Below are 16,916 nucleotides of genomic sequence, written 5' to 3' on the forward strand. Positions count from 1 at the left end.
AAAGTGGCGGTGTGAGATTCGCCGTTCCGCCCTCTCCGGCCGACAAACTCGCCATCGCCCTGGTGGTCGAGCCTGATCGGTCCCGCCCGCTGCCGCCCGGCCAGCGGGAGGAGGCGACGCGCCACCTGCTTCAGACTGCGGGCGACGCCGGACTCGGCCTGGTCGCTACCCGGCCCGAAGGCGACGTCGAACGGATGCTGGGCCAAGCCTGGCCCTTCCCTTCGCCTTTCCGCGTCACCGTGCGCACCGTGCCGCTGGCCGACGGCCTGGACCGGGTCGAGGCCCGCGCCCGCCGCTCGCTGGAGCGCATGGGCCTGCCGCGCGGCGACGCCGTCCTGGTGCAGAACGCCGCCGATCTGGCAGGCGCCGAGGGGCGCGCCCTGTGGGACCGGCTGCAGGCGCTGAAGGCGCGCGGCGTCTTCCGCAAGGTCGGCTTCATCGCCACGGTCGAGGACGGTCCCGGCCTGCTGGCCCGCCGCTTCCAGCCGGACGTGGTGCAACTGACCTGCAACATCCTGGACCAGCGCGCGGCGCGCACCGGAGTCATCGCCGACATGGCGAGCCAGGGGATCGAGGTGCATCTGGCCTCGGTCTTCGCCCAAGGCCTGCTGTTCGCCAACCGCGACAGCTTGCCGCCCGAACTGGCCGCCCACGGCATGGCTCTGTCGCGCACGCGCCGCCGTCTGGCCGAGGCGCGGGTCGATCCGATGCAGGCGGCCCTGGCCTACGCCCTGACCCTGCCGGGGGTGGCCTCGGTCATCGCCAGCGTGGCCTCCTCGGCCGAGCTGCGCGCCATCATCGCCGCCTCCCACGCCCCGCGCCCCGACATCGACTGGGACGCCCTGGCGCTGGACGAGACGCCCGCCGCCCTGGCCTCGCGACCGCGTCTGCGCCTCGTCAGCGCGGCCTGATCCACAGAGCTGTCCACAGGTCGCCTTTCGCCTGTGCATGAGAGGCGCCGCCCGCGCTTGAGGCCGCCGCCCCGATCCGCCACCCTGCGGCCAGAATGAACGCGCCCCTTTCTCACCCGCCCAAAACCGACCTCAAGCCGGACGCCGGAACCACGCCGGTCATGGCCCAGTATCTGTCGGTCAAGGCCGGTCAGCCCGACGCCATGCTGTTCTTCCGCATGGGCGACTTCTACGAGCTGTTCTTCGAGGACGCGCAGAAGGCGGCCGCCGCACTGGGCATCGCCCTGACCAAACGCGGCAAGCATCAGGGCGAGGACATCCCCATGGCCGGGGTGCCGGTCCACGCCATGGACGGCTATCTGGCGCGGCTGATCCGTCAGGGCTTCAAGGTCGCCGTCTGCGAACAGCTGGAAGACCCGGCCGAGGCCAAGAAGCGCGGCTCCAAGGCCGTGGTCCACCGCGACATCGTGCGGGTGGTGACGCCCGGCACCCTGACCGAGGACACGCTGCTGGACGCGCGCGGGGCCAACCGTCTGGCGGCCGTGGCGATCCGTAAAGGAAGGGCCGCCGTGGCGGTGGTCGAACTGTCGGCGGGCGTGGTGGATTCGGTCGCCTGCGACCTCAACGATCTGGGCGCGGCGCTGGCGGCGTTCCGCCCGTCGGAGGTGCTGGTCCCCGACCGCCTGTTCTCGGACGAGACGATGAAGGGCGCGCTGGACGGTTCTGGCGGCGTGGTTCAGGCCATGCCTCAGGCCCTGGCCGAGCCGGTCGGGGCCAAGGATCGGGTGCAGCGGCTTTACGGCGTCTCGGCGCTGGACGGCTTCGGCGCCTTTGAAGAGGCCGAGATTTCGGCGCTCGGCCTGATCGCCGCCTATCTGGAGACAACGCAGGCGGGCAAGATCCCCGCCCTGACCCCGCCGCGCCGTTCGGGCGAGAGCGGCTTTCTGGCCATCGACCCGGCGACGCGACTGAGCCTCGAGATCGACCGCACCCAGAGAGGCGAGCGCGACGGCAGCCTGCTGCACGCCATCGACCGCACCGTGACCTCGGGCGGGGCGCGGGCCCTGGCCGAGCGCATCTCGCGACCCTTACGCGATCCGGCGGCGATCAACGCCGGGCTGGACGCCGTCGAATGGCTGCTGGAGCGGCGGGATCTGCGCCGGAACTTGCGCGAATCCTTGCGCGCCTCGGCCGATGTGGCGCGGGCGACCTCGCGTCTGGCGCTGGGACGCGGCGGGCCGCGCGACCTGGCGGCCATCCGTTCGGGTTTGAAGACGGCCCAGGGCCTCAGCGCCCTGTTCGCCGCCTCGGCCAACGACCCGCTGACCGGGCCGCCTGCGCGGGTGACGGCCTGCCTCGACCGTCTGGCGCTTGAGGGCGACCTGTCGCACCTGCTGGCCGAACTGACCGACGGCCTGATGGACGAGCCGCCGCATCTGGTGCGCGACGGCGGCTATGTGAACCCCGGCCACCGGCCCGAACTGGACGCCGCCCGCACCCTGCGCGACGACAGCCGCAAGGTCATCGCTGAACTGGAGGCCCGCGCGGTCGCCGACTCGGGCGTCGCCTTCAAGGTGCGCCACAACGCCGTCCTCGGCTACTTCCTCGAGACCAGCGCCAAGGCCGCCGAACCCCTGCTGCGCGCCGGACCCGACAGCCCCTTCATCCACCGCCAGACCCTGGCCAATCAGGTGCGCTTCACCACGGTCGAGCTGTCGGAGCTGGACGCCAAGATCAGCCAGGCCGGGCACCGCGCCTTGGCCATCGAGGCCGAGACCTTCGAGGGCTGGCGCCGCGAGGCAGCGGGTCTGGCCGGGCCGCTTCAGGGCGTGGCCGAGGCCCTGGCGGAACTGGACGCCCACGCCGCCCTGGCCGAATGGGCCGAAGAGGTCGGAGCCGTGCGCCCCAGCGTGGACGACAGCCTCTGTTTCGCCGTCGAGGCGGGCCGCCATCCGGTGGTCGAGGCGGCGGTGAAGGCGCAAGGGTTGCCCTATACGCCCAACAACTGCCAGCTGGCGGGCGACGGCGCAGGGGCCTCGCGCCTGTCCATCGTCACCGGCCCGAACATGGCCGGTAAGTCGACCTTCCTGCGCCAGAACGCGCTTCTGGTGGTGCTGGCGCAGGCCGGGGCCTTCGTCCCGGCGCGGTCGATGAAGCTGGGCGTGGTTGATCGTCTGTTCAGCCGTGTCGGCGCGGGCGACGATCTGGCGCGCGGCCGCTCCACCTTCATGATGGAGATGGTCGAGACGGCCGCCATCCTGACCCAGGCGACGGGGCGCAGCTTCGTCGTGCTGGACGAGATCGGGCGCGGCACCGCCACCTATGACGGCCTGGCCATCGCCTGGGCCACGGCCGAGGCCCTGCACGAGACCAACCGCGCCCGCACCCTGTTCGCTACCCACTATCATGAGCTGGCCCAGCTGGAGGAACGGCTGGACCACGTCTGCAACCTGTCGATGAAGGCAAGGGAGTGGAACGGCGAACTGGTCTTCCTGCATGAGGCGGCGCCCGGCGCGGCGGACCGCTCCTACGGCGTGCAGGTGGCGCGTCTGGCCGGGGTGCCGACCGCGGTGGTCGGCCGCGCCCGCGAGGTGCTGGAGCGGCTGGAAAATGAGAAGGCGGCGACCGCCCGCCTGGACGACCTGCCGCTGTTCGCCGCCGCCGAGCCGCCTCCGCCGCCGGTGAAGTCCATGCTGGATGAAGCCGTCGCCGCTATCGACCCCGACGAACTGACCCCGCGCGAGGCGCTGGAGGCGCTTTATCGGTTGAAGGGCTTGGCGAAGACCTAAGCCCCCGCTCATCCCGGCGGACACCGGGATGAGCGGGAGTGAGGGAGCGTGCTATGCTCCTTCCGTGACCGCACCGCCCCCGCTCCCGTCCGCCGTTCTAGACGCCGCCTCGGCGCTGGACCCCCGCGCCGCCGTCACTGCGCTCCTGCGTGAAAGCTTCGACGCTGACCGCGCCCGCGCCGCCCGCCGGGCAGAGAACTCGACCGACGGCGCCGAAGCCGCCCGCCTCTACGCCGAGGCCGCCGACGCCCTGATGACCACCCTGTGGCGCTTCACGACAGAACAGGTCCATCCGGCTCCGGACGAGCGGCTGACCCTGCTGGCGGTCGGCGGCTACGGGCGCGGGGTGCTGGCGCCGTTTTCGGACCTCGACCTGCTGTTCCTGCGGCCGGGGCAGGCGATCAGCCCGCGCGCCCAGGCGGTGGTCGAGTTCGTCCACTACGTCCTGTGGGATCTGGGGCTGAAGGTCGGTTCGGCCTTCCGCTCCATCGGCGAAACGCTGACGCTGGCGCGCGACGACATGACGGTGCGAACGACGCTTCTGGAAGCGCGGGTGCTGGCCGGGGATGCGGCCCTGGGCGAAAGCCTGCTGAAGCGGTTCCGCACCGCCGTGGCCCGCGCCGATCCGCGCCCCTTCATCGCCGCCAAGATGGCCGAGCGCGACGTGCGGCTGCAGAAGACCGGCGCCGTCCGCTATCGCGTCGAGCCGAACGTCAAGGACGGCAAGGGCGGGCTTCGCGACCTGAACACCCTGTTCTGGATCGCCCGTTCGCTGGCCCCAAACAGCGAGCGGGGACAGGCGGCGCTGGAAGGCCTGCTGACCGCGCGCGAGCTGCGCAGCTTCCGCGAGGCGATCGGCTTCCTGTGGCGCGTGCGCATCCTGCTGCATCTGGTCGCCGGACGGGCCGAGGAGAAGCTGACCTTCGATTTCCAGCCCGAGATCGCCCGGCGTATGGGCTGGCGGGGGCGCGGCGACGAACTGGCGGTCGAGCGCTTCATGCGCCGCTATTTCCAGGTCGCGCGCGAGGTCGGCGCCCTAACCCGCGCCGTCTCGGCCCAGTTGGAGGCGCGTCAGCAAAAGAAGGCGGAAGGGCTGGCGCGCGGCCTGTCGCGGCTGATCCGGCGCCGGCGGATCAAGCTGGCTTTCGATGGTCTGGCGGTGGAGGAGGGGCGTCTGACTGTGACGGGTGCGAACGTGTTCGCCCGCGATCCGGTGCGTCTTCTGCTGCTGTTCGTCGAGGCGGATCGGCTGGACCTGGACCTGCACCCCGACGCCTTCGCCGCCGTGATCCGTTCGCTGACGCTGGTGACGCCCGCCCTGCGCCGCGATCCGCGCGCGGCCGAGGCGTTCCTGACGGTGCTGGCGCATGGCCAGCGGCCCTATCGCGTCCTATCGATCATGAATGAGACGGGTTTCCTGGGGCGCTTCCTGCCCGAGTGGGGGCGGATCGTCGGCCAGACCCAGTTCAACATGTACCACGCCTATACGGTGGACGAGCACACCCTGCAGGCGGTCGGGATCATCAACGACATCGCGCGCGGCAAGCTGGAGGGAGACCACCCGGCCTCGACCGCCATTATCCCGCGCATCGCCGATATCGAGGCGCTGATGCTGGCCATGCTGCTGCATGACGTGGGCAAGGGGGGCGACCGGGGCCAGCTGGAGGACGGCGCCATCGCTGCGCGCCGGGCCTGCGAGCGGCTGGGCGTCGATCCGCGGCGGATCGAACTGGTCGTCTGGCTGGTGCGTCAGCATCTGCTGATGAGCGACTATGCCCAGAAGCGCGACGTGTCCGACCCCTCGACCGTGCGCGCCTTCGCCGAGGCGGTCGGCGACCCCGAGCGTCTGCGGATGCTGATGGTGCTGACTGTGGCCGACATTCGCGCCGTGGGGCCGGGCGTGTGGAACGGCTGGAAGGGGCAGTTGATGCGCGCCCTGTTCGAGGCGACCGAGGCCCTGTTCCGGGGCGACGCCGTGACGCGCGAAGACCCTCTGACCGACCACCCGGCGCTGGTCGAACGGGCGCGGCGCGAGGGGGCGGCGGTCGAGGCCCTGCCTGCCGAGGGGCCGCTGGAGTCGACGGCCCGCGTGGCTGTGGCGGCGCGCGATCGGCCTGGCCTGTTCGCCGATCTGGCGGCGACGCTGTCGATGGCGGGCGCAGACGTGGTGGGCGCGCGGCTGGCCACCGCCGACGACGGCATGGCGCTGGACGTGTTCGAGATTCAGGACGGGGCGGGCGAACCCTATGGCGGGCGCGCGCCGCGACGTCTGGCCATTCTGGTCAAGGCGATGGAGCGGGCCGTGCTGAAGGGCGCGCGGACCTCGACCCTGGAAGCGCCGCGCGTCAGCGCCCGCCGCGCCGTGTTCGAGGTGCGCCCAGTGGTGCGGATCGACGCCGATACTGGCACCAGCGCCGTGGTGATCGAGGTCTCGGGCGCCGACCGTCCGGGCCTGCTGGCCGACCTGGCGCGGACCATTTCCGCGCATGGCTATTCGACCCGATCGGCCCACGTCGCCAGCTTCGGCGAGCGGGCGGTGGACGGTTTCTACATCACCGACGCCGACGGCCGGAAGCCCAAGAACAAGTCGAGGCTTGAGGCCTTGAAGGCCGACCTTCTGGAGGTGCTGGACCGCGCGCCGCAAGGCCCGGCGGGACGGCGCATCGTCCCCGTGCGCGCCAGCGTGCGCGACGTCTCCGATCTGGAAGGCGCGCTGGGCCGTTCGCCCGTATCCAGCGGCCCGCAGGCGCGCTAAGGCGTTTCGGGACCGAGCGCAGGAACAGCCGTGAACGACAAGACCGATCCCATCGAACCGGCCGCGCCGATTTCCGCCGCCAACGCCACGGTCGAACCCGTCGTCCAACCGCCTGCGTCTGCTGCAACAGCCAAGACGGGCGGGGTGGCGCGGTCCTCGGCCGTCTTCAGCGCCATGACCCTGCTCAGCCGGCTGGCCGGGTTCGCGCGCGATCTGGTCATCACGGCGGCGCTGGGGGCCTCAGCGGGCCCGGCGGCCGACGCCTATTACACCGCGCTGAACTTCCCCAATCTGTTCCGACGCATCTTCGCCGAGGGCGCCTTCGCCGCCGCCTTCGTGCCCGCCTACGCCAAGACGCTGAAGAGCGAAGGCGAGGCGGCTGCCGACAAGGTGGCGACCGACGCCCTGGCCGCCGTGGCCGCCGTCACCGTGGCCCTGACCCTCGTCGCCCAGCTGGCCATGCCGTGGCTGATGACCGTCATCAACATCGGCTTTCTGGACGATCCGGCGCGGTTCAAGCTGGCGGTGATCCTGACCCAGATCACCATGCCCTACCTCCCCTGCATGGCGATCGCCTCCCTGCTCAGCGGCGTCTTGAACGCGAGGGGGCGCTTCATTGTCTCCGGCGCCTATCCGATCCTGCTGAACCTGATCATGCTGGGCGCCGTCATCCCGGTGAAGGGCGACCAGATCGAGGCCGCCTACGCCGCCTCCTGGGCCGTGCTGGTCGCGGGCGTGGCGCAGGCGGGCCTGTGCTGGTGGGCGGCGCGCAGAGCAGGGGCGAACATCCGCCTCAGCCTGCCGAGGATGACCCCGGCGGTGAAGGCCATCATCATCACCGCCGTTCCCGCCGCCATCGGCAACAGCGCGACCCAGATCAACGTCTTCATCTCCGGCAACCTGTCCAGTTTCGTCGACGGCGGCCGCACCTGGCTGGCGACGGCGGACCGGCTGTATCAGCTGCCGTTGGGGCTGGTCGGAGTGGCCATCGGCATCGCCCTGCTGCCCAAGCTTTCGGCGGCGGTGGCGTCGCAGGATCACGGCCAGCAGCAGGCCTCGATGGACGAGGCGCTGATCCTGTCCATGGCCCTGACCCTGCCGGCGGCGGCGGCCCTGATGGCCATGCCCTATTTCCTGATCGACGCCCTGTTCACGCGCGGCGCCTTCCTTCAGATCGACGCGGTCAACACGGCTCACGCCCTGCTGCATTTCGGCTGGGGCGTGCCCGCCTTCGTCCTGATCCGCATCCTGGCGCCCGCCTTCTTCGCCCGCGGCGATACGCGCAGGCCCATGGTGTTCGCCCTGGTGTCAGTGGCGGTGAACGCGGCGCTGGCGATCGGGCTGTTCTATCTGGGCATGGGGGTGTCGGGGATCGCCGCGGCGGTCAGCGCCTCGGCCTGGACCAACGTCATCCTGCTGGCGGCGACCCTGTGGCGGCGCGGTCATTACCGCCCCAGTCCGCGCGCGGTCTGGCGTCTGGGACGCATCGCCCTGGCCAGCGCGGGTCTGGCGGCGGTGGTCGGCGCCGCTTCCTGGGCGCGGCCGATGCTGCAGGCGCCGGTCGCGGACCTGCTGGCGATGGCGGGTTCGACCCACGGCGCCAAGGAGATCACCCTGCTGCTGGTCGTGGCGGCGGGCGGCCTGGCCTATGTCGTCCTGGCCTTCCTGACGCGCGCCGTGACGGCGGCCGAGGTTAAGGGGCTGGTCCGGCGCTCGGCCCGGTCATAGGTCCAGCAGAACCTCCAGCGCCTTCTTGAACTCCACCAGACCCTGTTTGACGCCGAGCGCCGCCGTCAGGGATTCCAGCGGCCCGTCGATGGCCGCCAGCGTCCCGCGCAGGGCGCGGCGGTACAGGGACCAGCCTCGGCTCATGCCCGGATTCCGGCTGGGTTGGGCGGCGACGACCAGGCGATAGGCCGCCAGGATCGCCAGCATCTTGAAGCGCAGCGCCTCGCCTTGAAGGCGGTGCTCGACCATGGCCGGAGCGGTGAAGTCCGCCGCATCGACCAAGGCGATCAGGGCGTCGACGTCTTCCAGCGCCAAACTGCGGGCGGCCAGGAAGGCGTCGTCCAGAACCGGATCGGCGGGGTCGCCGCCGCTGGTCAGGATCAGCGTCTCCCTGAACTCGGCGATCATGTCGATCAGGTGGCGCAGCAGCGCCAGCATCCGCGTCAGCGCCTGACGAGAGTCGAAACTCTCGGGCGGGGCGACTTCGAACTCGTCCATGTCCTTCCCTCCATGCCGATGGAAGAGGAGGCTAACATCGTTCCGTGATCGCGGCGACGCGCGAACCGCCGCAGGAGTGTTGCCCTTCGCGGCCCGAACCGATAAGCGCGAGGGCATGGCGCTTTCGGGACGAATTTTCGCTCATGGACGATGGCGCGGCTGATCCGCCGCACCGTGCTTCCGCACGTCCCTCTTTCGCACGCGAAAACGTGCGCCGACATTCGCCTTTCGACTTCCGAGATTCATCATCATGACTGACCAGACTCCGGCTCAATACACCGGTCCGCGCCGCATTCTGTCCGGCATCCAGGCCTCCGGCGCCCTGCACCTGGGCAACTACCTGGGCGCGCTGAAGCGCTTCACCGAACTGCAGGAGACGGGCGCGCCCCTGTTCGTCTTCGTCGCGGACATGCACGCCATCACCGTCTGGCAGGAGCCCGAGAAGCTGGCCGCCCAGACGCGCGAGATCGCGGCGGCCTATCTGGCCTCGGGCCTCGACCCGGCCAAGGCGGTCATCTTCCCGCAGTCGGCCGTGCCCGCCCACGCCGAGCTGGCCTGGATCTTCAACTGCGTCGGCCGCCTGGGCTGGCTGGACCGGATGACCCAGTTCAAGGAGAAGTCGGGCAAGCACAAGGAACGCTCCAGCGTCGGCCTCTACACCTATCCGGTGCTGCAGGCGGCGGACATCCTGCTCTACAAGGCGACCGAGGTGCCGGTCGGCGAGGACCAGAAGCAGCATCTGGAGCTGACCCGCGACATCGCCCAGAAGTTCAACAACGACTTCGGCGCGCCGGGCTACTTCCCCCTGCCCGAGCCGCTGATCCAGGGTCCGGCGACGCGGGTCATGTCCCTGCGCGACGGCGCGGCCAAGATGTCCAAGTCCGACCCCTCGGACCTGTCGCGCATCAATCTGACCGACGACGCCGACGCCATCGCCAACAAGATCCGCAAGGCCAAGACCGACATGGAGCCGCTGCCGGAGACGGTCGAGGGGCTGGAAGGCCGCGCCGAGGCCAAGAACCTGGTCGCCATCTACGCCGCCCTCGCCGGAACGACGCGCGAGGCCGTGCTGGCCGAGTTCGCGGGCCAGGGCTTCGGCGCCTTCAAGCCCAAGCTGGCCGAACTGGCCGTGTCCTCGATGGCCAACGTCACCGCCGAGATGCGCCGCCTGATGAACGATCCGGCCGAGATCGACCGCGCCCTGGCGGCGGGCGCCGAAAAGGCGCGCGAAGTCGCCGAGCCGACCATCGCCGAGGTGAAGAGGATCGTCGGCTTCTGGCAAGGCTGAGCCGAATGGCGCACCCGCTCGACCGTCCGGTCTGGAACGCCCTGACGTCCGCGCGTCAGGCGTCCCTGGCCGTGGGCGCAGGCGGGGCGCTGCGGCTGGCGCCGGGTTACGGCGTCTTCGTCGCCAGCGTCGATCAGTCGCCGGATAGTTTGGCGGCGATAGCGGCGCTGGACCTGCCCGAAGGGCTGCTGGCCACGGTAGAGGCGGAGCGCACCCCCGTTCCGCCGGGCCTGACGGTACTGAAGGAAGCGGTGCTGACGCAGATGGTTCTGGTCGATCTGGCTCCGGCCAAGGCGCGCAACATCGCTATAGAGCCCCTGACCGAGGCCGACGCGCCCGCCATGCTGGCCCTGGCGACGCTGACCGAGCCGGGGCCCTTCTTCGACAAGACGCACCGGCTGGGCGACTTCTTCGGGGTCAAGCAGGACGGGCGGCTGCTGGCCATGGCGGGAGAACGGCTGAAGCCGGACGGCTTCACCGAGGTGTCGGGCGTCTGCGCCCATCCCGACGCGCGCGGGCGGGGCTATGCCGGGGCGCTCATGCGGGCGGTGATCGCGCGCATCCTGGCGCGCGGCGAGACGGCCTTCCTGCATTCCTATGCGGACAACGCCGGGGCCATCGCCCTGTATCACTCGCTGGGCTTCACCATCCGGGCGCAGATGCAGATGCGAATGCTGACCCAAGGCGATCTGGTCAAGGGCGATCTGGCGGAACCCGCTGAGGGCGCCTAGCTTAGCTTCGACCCTTTGTTTCGGAGCCTGTCATGAGCCAGCACGTCGCCGTCGTCGAATGGAACCGGGGCGATCAGCCCTTCAGCGACAACAAGTACGGCCGCGGCCATGACTGGCGCTTCGACGGCGGCGCGGTGGTGCGCGGGTCGTCGGCGCCCTCGCCCATGATCCCGCCGCCCCTGTCGGAAGAGGCGGCGGTGGATCCTGAAGAGGCCTTGGTCGCCGCACTGTCCAGCTGCCACATGCTGTTCTTCCTGGCCTACGCCCGCAAGGACGGCTTCGTGGTCGATTCCTATCGCGACGAGGCGGAAGGAACCCTGGGCAAGGACGAGCGCGGCAAGATGTCGATCACCGAGGTCGTTCTGCGTCCCGCCGTGACCTGGTCAGGCGACAAGCAGCCGGATGCGTCGGCCGTCGCCGACCTGCATCACCGCGCCCATGACGTCTGCTACATCGCCAACTCGGTCCGCGCCCAGGTGAAGATCGAGCCGCGCTGAAACCTTAGGCCGTCTCCTCTTCGATCAGGGAGCGGAAGGCGGCGTGGGCGGCGGTCATGCCGTCCGTCGTCGCCAGGGTGATGTTGCCCGCCGGCCGCGCCAGGTCGCCGGCGGCGAAGACGCCCGGCTGGCTGGTCTGCTGCTGGGCGTCGACCTTGACGATGCGGCCCATGGGGGTGTCGGTCATCTCGCAGCCCAGGCGCTCGGCGAAGCCGCCGGACTGCCGTACATGGGCGCCGATGAAGACGGCCTTCAGCGGGATAAAGCGGCCGTCGACCAGCCGCGCCCCGGTCAGGGTCGGCGCCTCGCCTTCCAGGCATTCGACGGGCGTCGGCTCGATAGTCACGCCGCGCCGCGCCAGCACGCGCGCGTCGTCTTCGCTCAGGCGCGCCGGGTCGATGAACAGCACGGCCTGGCCCCATTCGGCGACGACGCTCGCATACTGGACCGCATGGTCGCCGCGCCCCAGAACGCCGATCGGCCCGCCGCCGACCTCATAGCCGTGGCACCAGGGACAGTGCAGGGCGGTGCGGCCCCAGCGCTCCTTCACGCCGGGCAGGTCGGGCAGGACGTCCTCGACCCCGTGGGCCAGGATCAGGCGGCGGCCCATGGTGCGGCTGCCGTCGGCGAAGGCGACCGAGAAGCCGCCGTCGATGCGCGTCGCGTCCACCGCCTCGGCCATGCGGAAGGCGGCGGTGGGATAGGCCGCGACCTGGGCGCGGGCGGCGGCGGCGATCTCAGACCCCGGACGGCCGTCGTTGCTCAGCACCCCGTGCGCGCGAGCGGCGAAGCGGTTCCGGGGGCGGCCGTCGTCGATGACCAGGACGCGGCGGCGCGCCCGCACCAGCTGCAGGGCGGCGGACAGGCCCGCGTAGGAGCCGCCGATGACGACGGCGTCATGAGGCATCGGATTTTCGCGCGTGTGCATGGAGCAGGTCTCTCTTGGGATGGGCGGCCAGCCGGCGCGAGAAGTCCGCCGCCAGATCGGCCAGGGTGATGGAGTCCAGCCGCGCGGCCAGCAGGGCGCGCGCGGCGGCGTAGGTGTCGGACAGGGCGTCGTTGACGGCGGCCTCGATCAGGCAGCCCTCGGCCTCGACCGGCGGCGTCTCGGGCAGCAGGCCGGGCTCGCCCAGGGCGGCGTGAACCTGGCCCAGGGTGACGGCCTCCAGCGGACGCGCCAGCCGCCAGCCGCCGCCGTGGCCCTTCTCGGACACAACCAGCCCCTGTTCGCGCAGGCCCGACATGGTGCGGCGAACCACGACCGGATTGGTCGACAGGCAGGTGGCCAGCATGTCCGAGGTCATCGGTCGGCCGCAGCGCTGTTCGTGCTCGGCCATGTGCAGCAGGGCGTGAAGGATGTTGGAGAGGCGGGAGTCTCGCTTCATGTAACTTCAATTGTTACGTGATAGAGCGTGCGTCAAGACGCGGCCGCGTGATTATTTTCAGGCGTGAGGCGCGCTGTCCTTGAGGAAGGCGGTGAAGCGGCGCAGCGCCTCTTCGGTCAGTTCGGGGTGGTGGCGCATGGGGCCGTTGTTGGTCGGCTCGTCAAAGGCGTGGGTGCCGTCGGCGACCCAGCTTTCGACCTCCGAGCCGCAATCGCGGATCATGGCGTTGACCCGTTCGGCGTTGCGCACGGTGGTCAGGTGGTCGCGTTTGGCCGTCAAAGCCAGGACGCGCGGGCAGTGCCGCCAGGGCTTCATCCGGTTGAAGGCCCAGGGGCCGATATAGGAATAGGCCAGCCAGACGGCCTTGACGCCGGACAGGTCGACGCTGGCCGGGTCGGCGACCCCCATGCGGCCGGGCTCGGGCGTCTCGCTCATCATCTCCATGACGGCCCAGCCGCCGTGGCTCCACCCGCCCAGCGCCAGTTGCGCGGGGTCCACGTCGGACCGGAGAGAAATCCCGTGGATGGCCGCCAGCACGTCGCCCGCGCGCTCATAGCCCCGGAACAGCAGGCCGGTGCAGACGGTGGTCAGGGTGAAGGGCCGCCCCCAGCCGCGCGGTCCGTAGGAATCGACGATGACGGCGCGCCAGCCCGCGGCCTTCGCCGCCTCGGCGTAGCGCGGCAGGTGGGCCCGCAGCCCGCCGCATCCGTGGAACAGCAGAACCGCCGGGCGGCGCTTGTCGTCATCCGGTCCGACGACGTGAACATGGGGCTCTAGTTGGGCCCAGCGGGCGACGACGGTGTCCATCGGCGCAGCTTAATCCGTCCCGTCGCCGAAGAAAGGGGTCTTGCGCTTTCGACATATCGATATATCTGTTTGCAAGTTAGATATATCGAAGTGAGAGATGAAATGAGAGAATCCAAGGGGACTGGAAAGCGCGGCTGCGGCATGAAGCATGGCGTTCTGCGCGGCCACGGCGGTCCGTTTCGGTCGATGCGGCCGGAAGGGCGTCGCCTGGGCGAGGGCCGGATGCGCGGCGAGGGCCACGGTCGACGCGGCGGCGGCCGCATGTTCGAGCACGGCGCCCTGCGCTGGGTGCTGCTGTCGCTGATCGCGGACAAGCCCAGCCACGGCTATGAGCTGATCAAGGCCATCGAGGCGCGCATGGGCGGCGCCTATACGCCCAGCCCCGGCGTCATCTACCCCAGCCTGACCCTGCTGGAGGACATGGGCGCCGTCAGCGTCGTCGCCGAGGGCGGAAAGAAACGCTATGCGATCACCGACGAGGGGCGCCGCCTGCTGGTCGAGAACGCCGAGGCCCTGGCCCACGCCGAGCGCAAGATGAAGGCCCTGCGCGGCCGCGCCGACCGCCCGGCGCGCATCGCCCAGGCCATAGAGACCTTCCACGCGGTGGCCCATGAGCGCCTGACGCAAGAGCCGCCGCTGAGCGAAGCCCAGGTCGAGGCCATCGCTGATCTGATCGAAGCCGCTGCTGAAAAGGTGAGACAGGCATGACCGACGCCCTGCTGAGACAACCGCGCCGCGTGCGGCACGAGCTGAAGTTCCGCCGCGCGCGCGTGGAGGCGGTGGAGCAGCTGACGCCGGTGCTGAAGCGGATCGTCCTGACGGGCGACGAGTTGGACGGCTTCTTCAGCCCCGGCTTCGACGACCATGTGAAGATCTTCCCCACGCCGCGCGACGAGCCTCTGGTGTTGCCGACGCTCGGGCCGGACGGGCCTGTGTTTCCCGAGCCCCGGCCGGTGGCGCGGGACTATACGCCGCGCGCATTCGACGCCGCGAACCGGCGGCTGACCATCGACTTCGCCGTCGGTCACGGCGGTCCGGCGACGGCCTGGGCCGAAGATGCGCGGCCGGGGGACGAACTGGGTTTGGGCGGGCCGCGCGGCTCCTTCCTGATCCCGACCAGCTTCGCCGAGCACCTGCTCGTCGGCGACGAGGCGGCCATCCCCGCCATCGCGCGCCGTCTGGAGGAATTGCCCGCGACCGCGCGCGCCATCGCCTGCATCGAGGTGAACGACGCAGGCGGAGAGCTGGACCTGCCCAGTCCTGCGAACGTCGAGATCGTCTGGGTGCATCGCAACGGCGGCCCGCGCGGCCGCCCTGAGGCGCTGACGGCGGCGGCGGTCGCGGCGGCGAAACGGATCGACCCGGCCGACGCCTATGTCTGGGTCGCCTGCGAATCCTCGGTCGCCCGCTCGATGCGCGCGGCCCTGCTGGCCGCCCGGCCGTTCAACCAGAAATGGATGAAGGTCGCCGGCTATTGGCGCCTGGGCCGCGCCGGCTCGCACGAGGAGATCGAGGACTGAGGCCCGACCGGGCCTTGGCCAAAGAAAAGGGCGCTGCCGACGACCGGCAGCGCCCTTCTTCTTGCGCTCATGTAGCGAGCCGCCGCGCGGCTCGCGTTAGCGCCCTTCCAGCTTAGTGTCGGAACACGCGCACGCCCGTGAAGGCCATGGCGATGCCGCGTTCGTCGGCGGCGGCGATGACTTCCTCGTCGCGGATCGAGCCGCCCGGCTGGATCACCGCCGTGGCCCCGGCGGCGACGGCTTCCAGCAGGCCGTCGGCGAAGGGGAAGAAGGCTTCGGACGCGCAGGCCGAACCCTCGGCCAGCGAATGGGCCAGCCCCTTGGCTTCGCCCGCTTCCTTGGCGCGGATAGCGGCGATGCGGGCGCTGTCGCGGCGGTTCATCTGGCCGGCGCCGATGCCCGCCGTCTGGCCGTCCTTGGCGTAGACGATGGCGTTGGACTTGACGTGCTTGGCCACGGTGAAGGCGAACAGCATGTCCTGGATCTCGGTCGGCGTCGGCTGGCGGCGCGTGACGATCTTCAGGTCGGACGGCTTGATCAGGCTGCGGTCGCGCGACTGCACCAGGAAGCCGCCCGCCACCGAGCGGAACACCTCGCCCGCGCCGTGCGGGTCGGGCAGGCCGTCCGTGATCAGCAGGCGTAGGTTCTTCTTGGCGGCGAAGACGGCCTTGGCCTCTTCGTCGGCGCCGGGGGCGATGACGACTTCGGTGAAGATGCCGGTGATGGCGCGGGCGTCCTCGCCGTTCAACGGGCGGTTGACGGCGATGACGCCGCCGAAGGCCGACACGGCGTCGCATTCCAGCGCGCGGGCGTAGGCTTCCGACAGGGTGTTTCCGACGGCCACGCCGCAGGGATTGGCGTGCTTGACGATGACGCAGGCCGGGGCCTCGAACTCGGCCACCAGTTCATAGGCGGCGTCGGCGTCGGCGATGTTGTTGTAGCCCAGTTCCTTGCCCTGAACCTGTTCGGCGTAGGCCACGCCGGGGCGCTTCTCGCCGGTGCGGTAGAAGGCGCCGGTCTGGTGGGGGTTTTCGCCATAGCGCAAGGTCTGGGCCAGCGAACCGGCGATCGACTTGCGGGCCGGGGCGGCGTCGTTCAACTGACCGGCGAACCAGGACGAGACGGCGGCGTCATAGGCGGCGGTGCGGGCGAAGGCGCGGCCGGCCAGCTGCTTGCGCAGCGCCAGGGTGGTCGAACCGTCAGCCTTCAGCGCTTCGACGATCAGGCCGATGCTCTCGGCGTCCACGGCGACGGCGACATGGCCGTGGTTCTTCGAGCCCGAGCGGATCATGGCCGGGCCGCCGATGTCGATGTTCTCGATGGCCGCTTCAAAGCCGCCGCCCTGCTCGACCGTCTTCTCGAACGGATAGAGGTCGATCCAGACGATATCGATGGCGCCGATATTGTGCTCTGTCATGGCGGCGGCGTGGGCCGGGGCGTTGCGCACGCCCAGCAGGCCGCCGTGCACGACCGGGTGCAGGGTCTTGACCCGGCCGTCCATCATTTCCGCGAAGCCGGTCAGATCGGCCACGTCCTTGACCGGCAGGCCGAAGCCCGCGATCGCCGCCTTGGTGCCGCCGGTCGAGACCAGTTCGACGCCCAGGCCGGCCAGGGTGCGCGCGGCGTCTTCCAGCCCCGCCTTGTCCGACAGGGAGATCAGGGCGCGGACGGGTTTGATCGCGTCAGGTACGGGCGGAAAGTCGGGAGCGGCGGGCATGGGCGGCGTCCGTTTACGGCTGGGGCGGGGAGATGGCGGGGCCTCTAGCACCAACGGGCGGCGGGGTCACGACCTGGCGTCTTCAGATCAGGCCGAACGCGCGCAGCAGGTTCAGCGCCAGCCCCGCCAGGATCAGCGGCCCGAACACCGTCAGCGTATGCCGAGTGCAGCGTTCCGGGAAATAGGTGTCGTAGGGCCCGTCGATCCTGGCGCCGTAGCGGACAGCGACGGCGGTCAGCGGACACTTCCATGCCGCAACCGACGAAGACGGTCGTCTCCAGCACCACTAG

The 16,916-nt window shown here is 70.5% G+C and carries 14 protein-coding genes; 9 read left to right on the forward strand and 5 right to left on the reverse strand.

Annotation, left to right across the window (positions count from 1 at the left end):
• The first annotated feature begins 11 nt into the window (after positions 1-11).
• From B3D50_RS13275 to murJ, 4 genes are all read left to right on the forward strand, one after another.
• Complete coding sequence (locus tag B3D50_RS13275) at positions 12-911, forward strand: aldo/keto reductase (RefSeq protein ID WP_286951872.1); 900 nt, start codon at positions 12-14, stop codon at positions 909-911.
• Between the two features lie 95 nt (positions 912-1,006).
• A complete protein-coding gene (mutS, locus tag B3D50_RS13280) occupies positions 1,007-3,700 on the forward strand; it encodes a DNA mismatch repair protein MutS (protein WP_286951874.1) in 2,694 nt (897 codons plus the stop codon).
• A gap of 64 nt (positions 3,701-3,764) precedes the next feature.
• On the forward strand, positions 3,765-6,455 hold the full coding sequence (gene glnD / locus B3D50_RS13285) for a [protein-PII] uridylyltransferase (RefSeq protein ID WP_286951875.1): 2,691 nt from the start codon (positions 3,765-3,767) through the stop codon (positions 6,453-6,455).
• Between the two features lie 30 nt (positions 6,456-6,485).
• Positions 6,486-8,183: a murein biosynthesis integral membrane protein MurJ gene (gene murJ, locus B3D50_RS13290; protein ID WP_286951877.1), complete on the forward strand. Its 1,698-nt coding sequence runs from the start codon at positions 6,486-6,488 to the stop codon at positions 8,181-8,183.
• Here murJ and B3D50_RS13295 read toward each other — a convergent pair.
• On the reverse strand, positions 8,178-8,681 hold the full coding sequence (locus B3D50_RS13295) for a hypothetical protein (protein ID WP_286951879.1): 504 nt from the start codon (positions 8,679-8,681) through the stop codon (positions 8,178-8,180). The two genes, murJ and B3D50_RS13295, sit on opposite strands and share 6 nt — an antisense overlap.
• A 250-nt stretch (positions 8,682-8,931) precedes the next feature.
• On the opposite strand from B3D50_RS13295, the gene trpS reads away from it, so the two are divergent.
• Genes trpS through B3D50_RS13310 form a run of 3 tightly spaced genes read left to right on the forward strand, consistent with a single transcriptional unit; the run spans position 8,932 to position 11,197 of the window.
• Complete coding sequence (gene trpS / locus B3D50_RS13300; RefSeq protein ID WP_286951881.1) at positions 8,932-9,969, forward strand: tryptophan--tRNA ligase; 1,038 nt, start codon at positions 8,932-8,934, stop codon at positions 9,967-9,969.
• Positions 9,970-9,974: 5 nt separating this feature from the next.
• Positions 9,975-10,700, forward strand: a complete 726-nt coding sequence (locus B3D50_RS13305) for a GNAT family N-acetyltransferase (RefSeq protein ID WP_286951883.1) — start codon at positions 9,975-9,977, stop codon at positions 10,698-10,700.
• A 32-nt stretch (positions 10,701-10,732) separates the two neighbouring features.
• Positions 10,733-11,197 carry an OsmC family protein gene (locus B3D50_RS13310; protein ID WP_286951885.1) on the forward strand — a complete coding sequence of 155 codons (465 nt, stop codon included), beginning with the start codon at positions 10,733-10,735 and terminating at the stop codon, positions 11,195-11,197.
• Positions 11,198-11,201: 4 nt separating this feature from the next.
• Here B3D50_RS13310 and B3D50_RS13315 read toward each other — a convergent pair whose 3' ends face one another.
• Genes B3D50_RS13315 through B3D50_RS13325 form a run of 3 tightly spaced genes read right to left on the reverse strand, consistent with a single transcriptional unit; the run spans position 11,202 to position 13,389 of the window.
• Positions 11,202-12,125 carry an NAD(P)/FAD-dependent oxidoreductase gene (locus B3D50_RS13315; protein ID WP_286951887.1) on the reverse strand — a complete coding sequence of 308 codons (924 nt, stop codon included), beginning with the start codon at positions 12,123-12,125 and terminating at the stop codon, positions 11,202-11,204.
• On the reverse strand, positions 12,094-12,582 hold the full coding sequence (locus B3D50_RS13320) for an Rrf2 family transcriptional regulator (protein ID WP_269296579.1): 489 nt from the start codon (positions 12,580-12,582) through the stop codon (positions 12,094-12,096). The genes B3D50_RS13315 and B3D50_RS13320 overlap by 32 nt, the downstream gene beginning before the upstream one ends.
• Before the next feature lie 57 nt (positions 12,583-12,639).
• Entirely contained in the window at positions 12,640-13,389 is a 750-nt protein-coding gene (locus B3D50_RS13325; protein WP_286951889.1) for a dienelactone hydrolase family protein, read from the reverse strand.
• 102 nt (positions 13,390-13,491) lie between these two features.
• On the opposite strand from B3D50_RS13325, the gene B3D50_RS13330 reads away from it, so the two are divergent.
• Complete coding sequence (locus B3D50_RS13330) at positions 13,492-14,097, forward strand: PadR family transcriptional regulator (protein WP_286951891.1); 606 nt, start codon at positions 13,492-13,494, stop codon at positions 14,095-14,097.
• The gene (locus B3D50_RS13335) at positions 14,094-14,909 is read left to right on the forward strand and encodes a siderophore-interacting protein (protein ID WP_286951892.1); all 816 of its coding nucleotides are present in this window, start codon (positions 14,094-14,096) and stop codon (positions 14,907-14,909) included. The genes B3D50_RS13330 and B3D50_RS13335 overlap by 4 nt, the downstream gene beginning before the upstream one ends.
• A gap of 112 nt (positions 14,910-15,021) precedes the next feature.
• Here the strand turns inward: B3D50_RS13335 and purH are convergent, their stop codons facing one another.
• On the reverse strand, positions 15,022-16,626 hold the full coding sequence (purH, locus tag B3D50_RS13340) for a bifunctional phosphoribosylaminoimidazolecarboxamide formyltransferase/IMP cyclohydrolase (RefSeq protein ID WP_286951893.1): 1,605 nt from the start codon (positions 16,624-16,626) through the stop codon (positions 15,022-15,024).
• Between the last annotated feature and the right edge of the window lie 290 nt (positions 16,627-16,916).

It is taken from the genome of Brevundimonas sp. UBA7507, from assembly GCF_002478355.1.
Classification (GTDB): domain Bacteria; phylum Pseudomonadota; class Alphaproteobacteria; order Caulobacterales; family Caulobacteraceae; genus Brevundimonas; species Brevundimonas diminuta_D.

Excerpts from the sequence above, each read along its gene's own strand:
- mutS (WP_286951874.1), top strand. The coding sequence starts at position 1,007 with ATGAACGCGCCCCTTTCTCACCCGCCCAAAACCGACCTCAAGCCGGAC.
- B3D50_RS13295 (WP_286951879.1), bottom strand. The coding sequence starts at position 8,681 with ATGGACGAGTTCGAAGTCGCCCCGCCCGAGAGTTTCGACTCTCGTCAG.
- trpS (WP_286951881.1), top strand. The coding sequence starts at position 8,932 with ATGACTGACCAGACTCCGGCTCAATACACCGGTCCGCGCCGCATTCTG.
- B3D50_RS13305 (WP_286951883.1), top strand. The coding sequence starts at position 9,975 with ATGGCGCACCCGCTCGACCGTCCGGTCTGGAACGCCCTGACGTCCGCG.
- B3D50_RS13310 (WP_286951885.1), top strand. The coding sequence starts at position 10,733 with ATGAGCCAGCACGTCGCCGTCGTCGAATGGAACCGGGGCGATCAGCCC.
- B3D50_RS13315 (WP_286951887.1), bottom strand. The coding sequence starts at position 12,125 with ATGCACACGCGCGAAAATCCGATGCCTCATGACGCCGTCGTCATCGGC.
- B3D50_RS13320 (WP_269296579.1), bottom strand. The coding sequence starts at position 12,582 with ATGAAGCGAGACTCCCGCCTCTCCAACATCCTTCACGCCCTGCTGCAC.
- B3D50_RS13325 (WP_286951889.1), bottom strand. The coding sequence starts at position 13,389 with ATGGACACCGTCGTCGCCCGCTGGGCCCAACTAGAGCCCCATGTTCAC.
- B3D50_RS13330 (WP_286951891.1), top strand. The coding sequence starts at position 13,492 with ATGAGAGAATCCAAGGGGACTGGAAAGCGCGGCTGCGGCATGAAGCAT.
- B3D50_RS13335 (WP_286951892.1), top strand. The coding sequence starts at position 14,094 with ATGACCGACGCCCTGCTGAGACAACCGCGCCGCGTGCGGCACGAGCTG.
- purH (WP_286951893.1), bottom strand. The coding sequence starts at position 16,626 with ATGCCCGCCGCTCCCGACTTTCCGCCCGTACCTGACGCGATCAAACCC.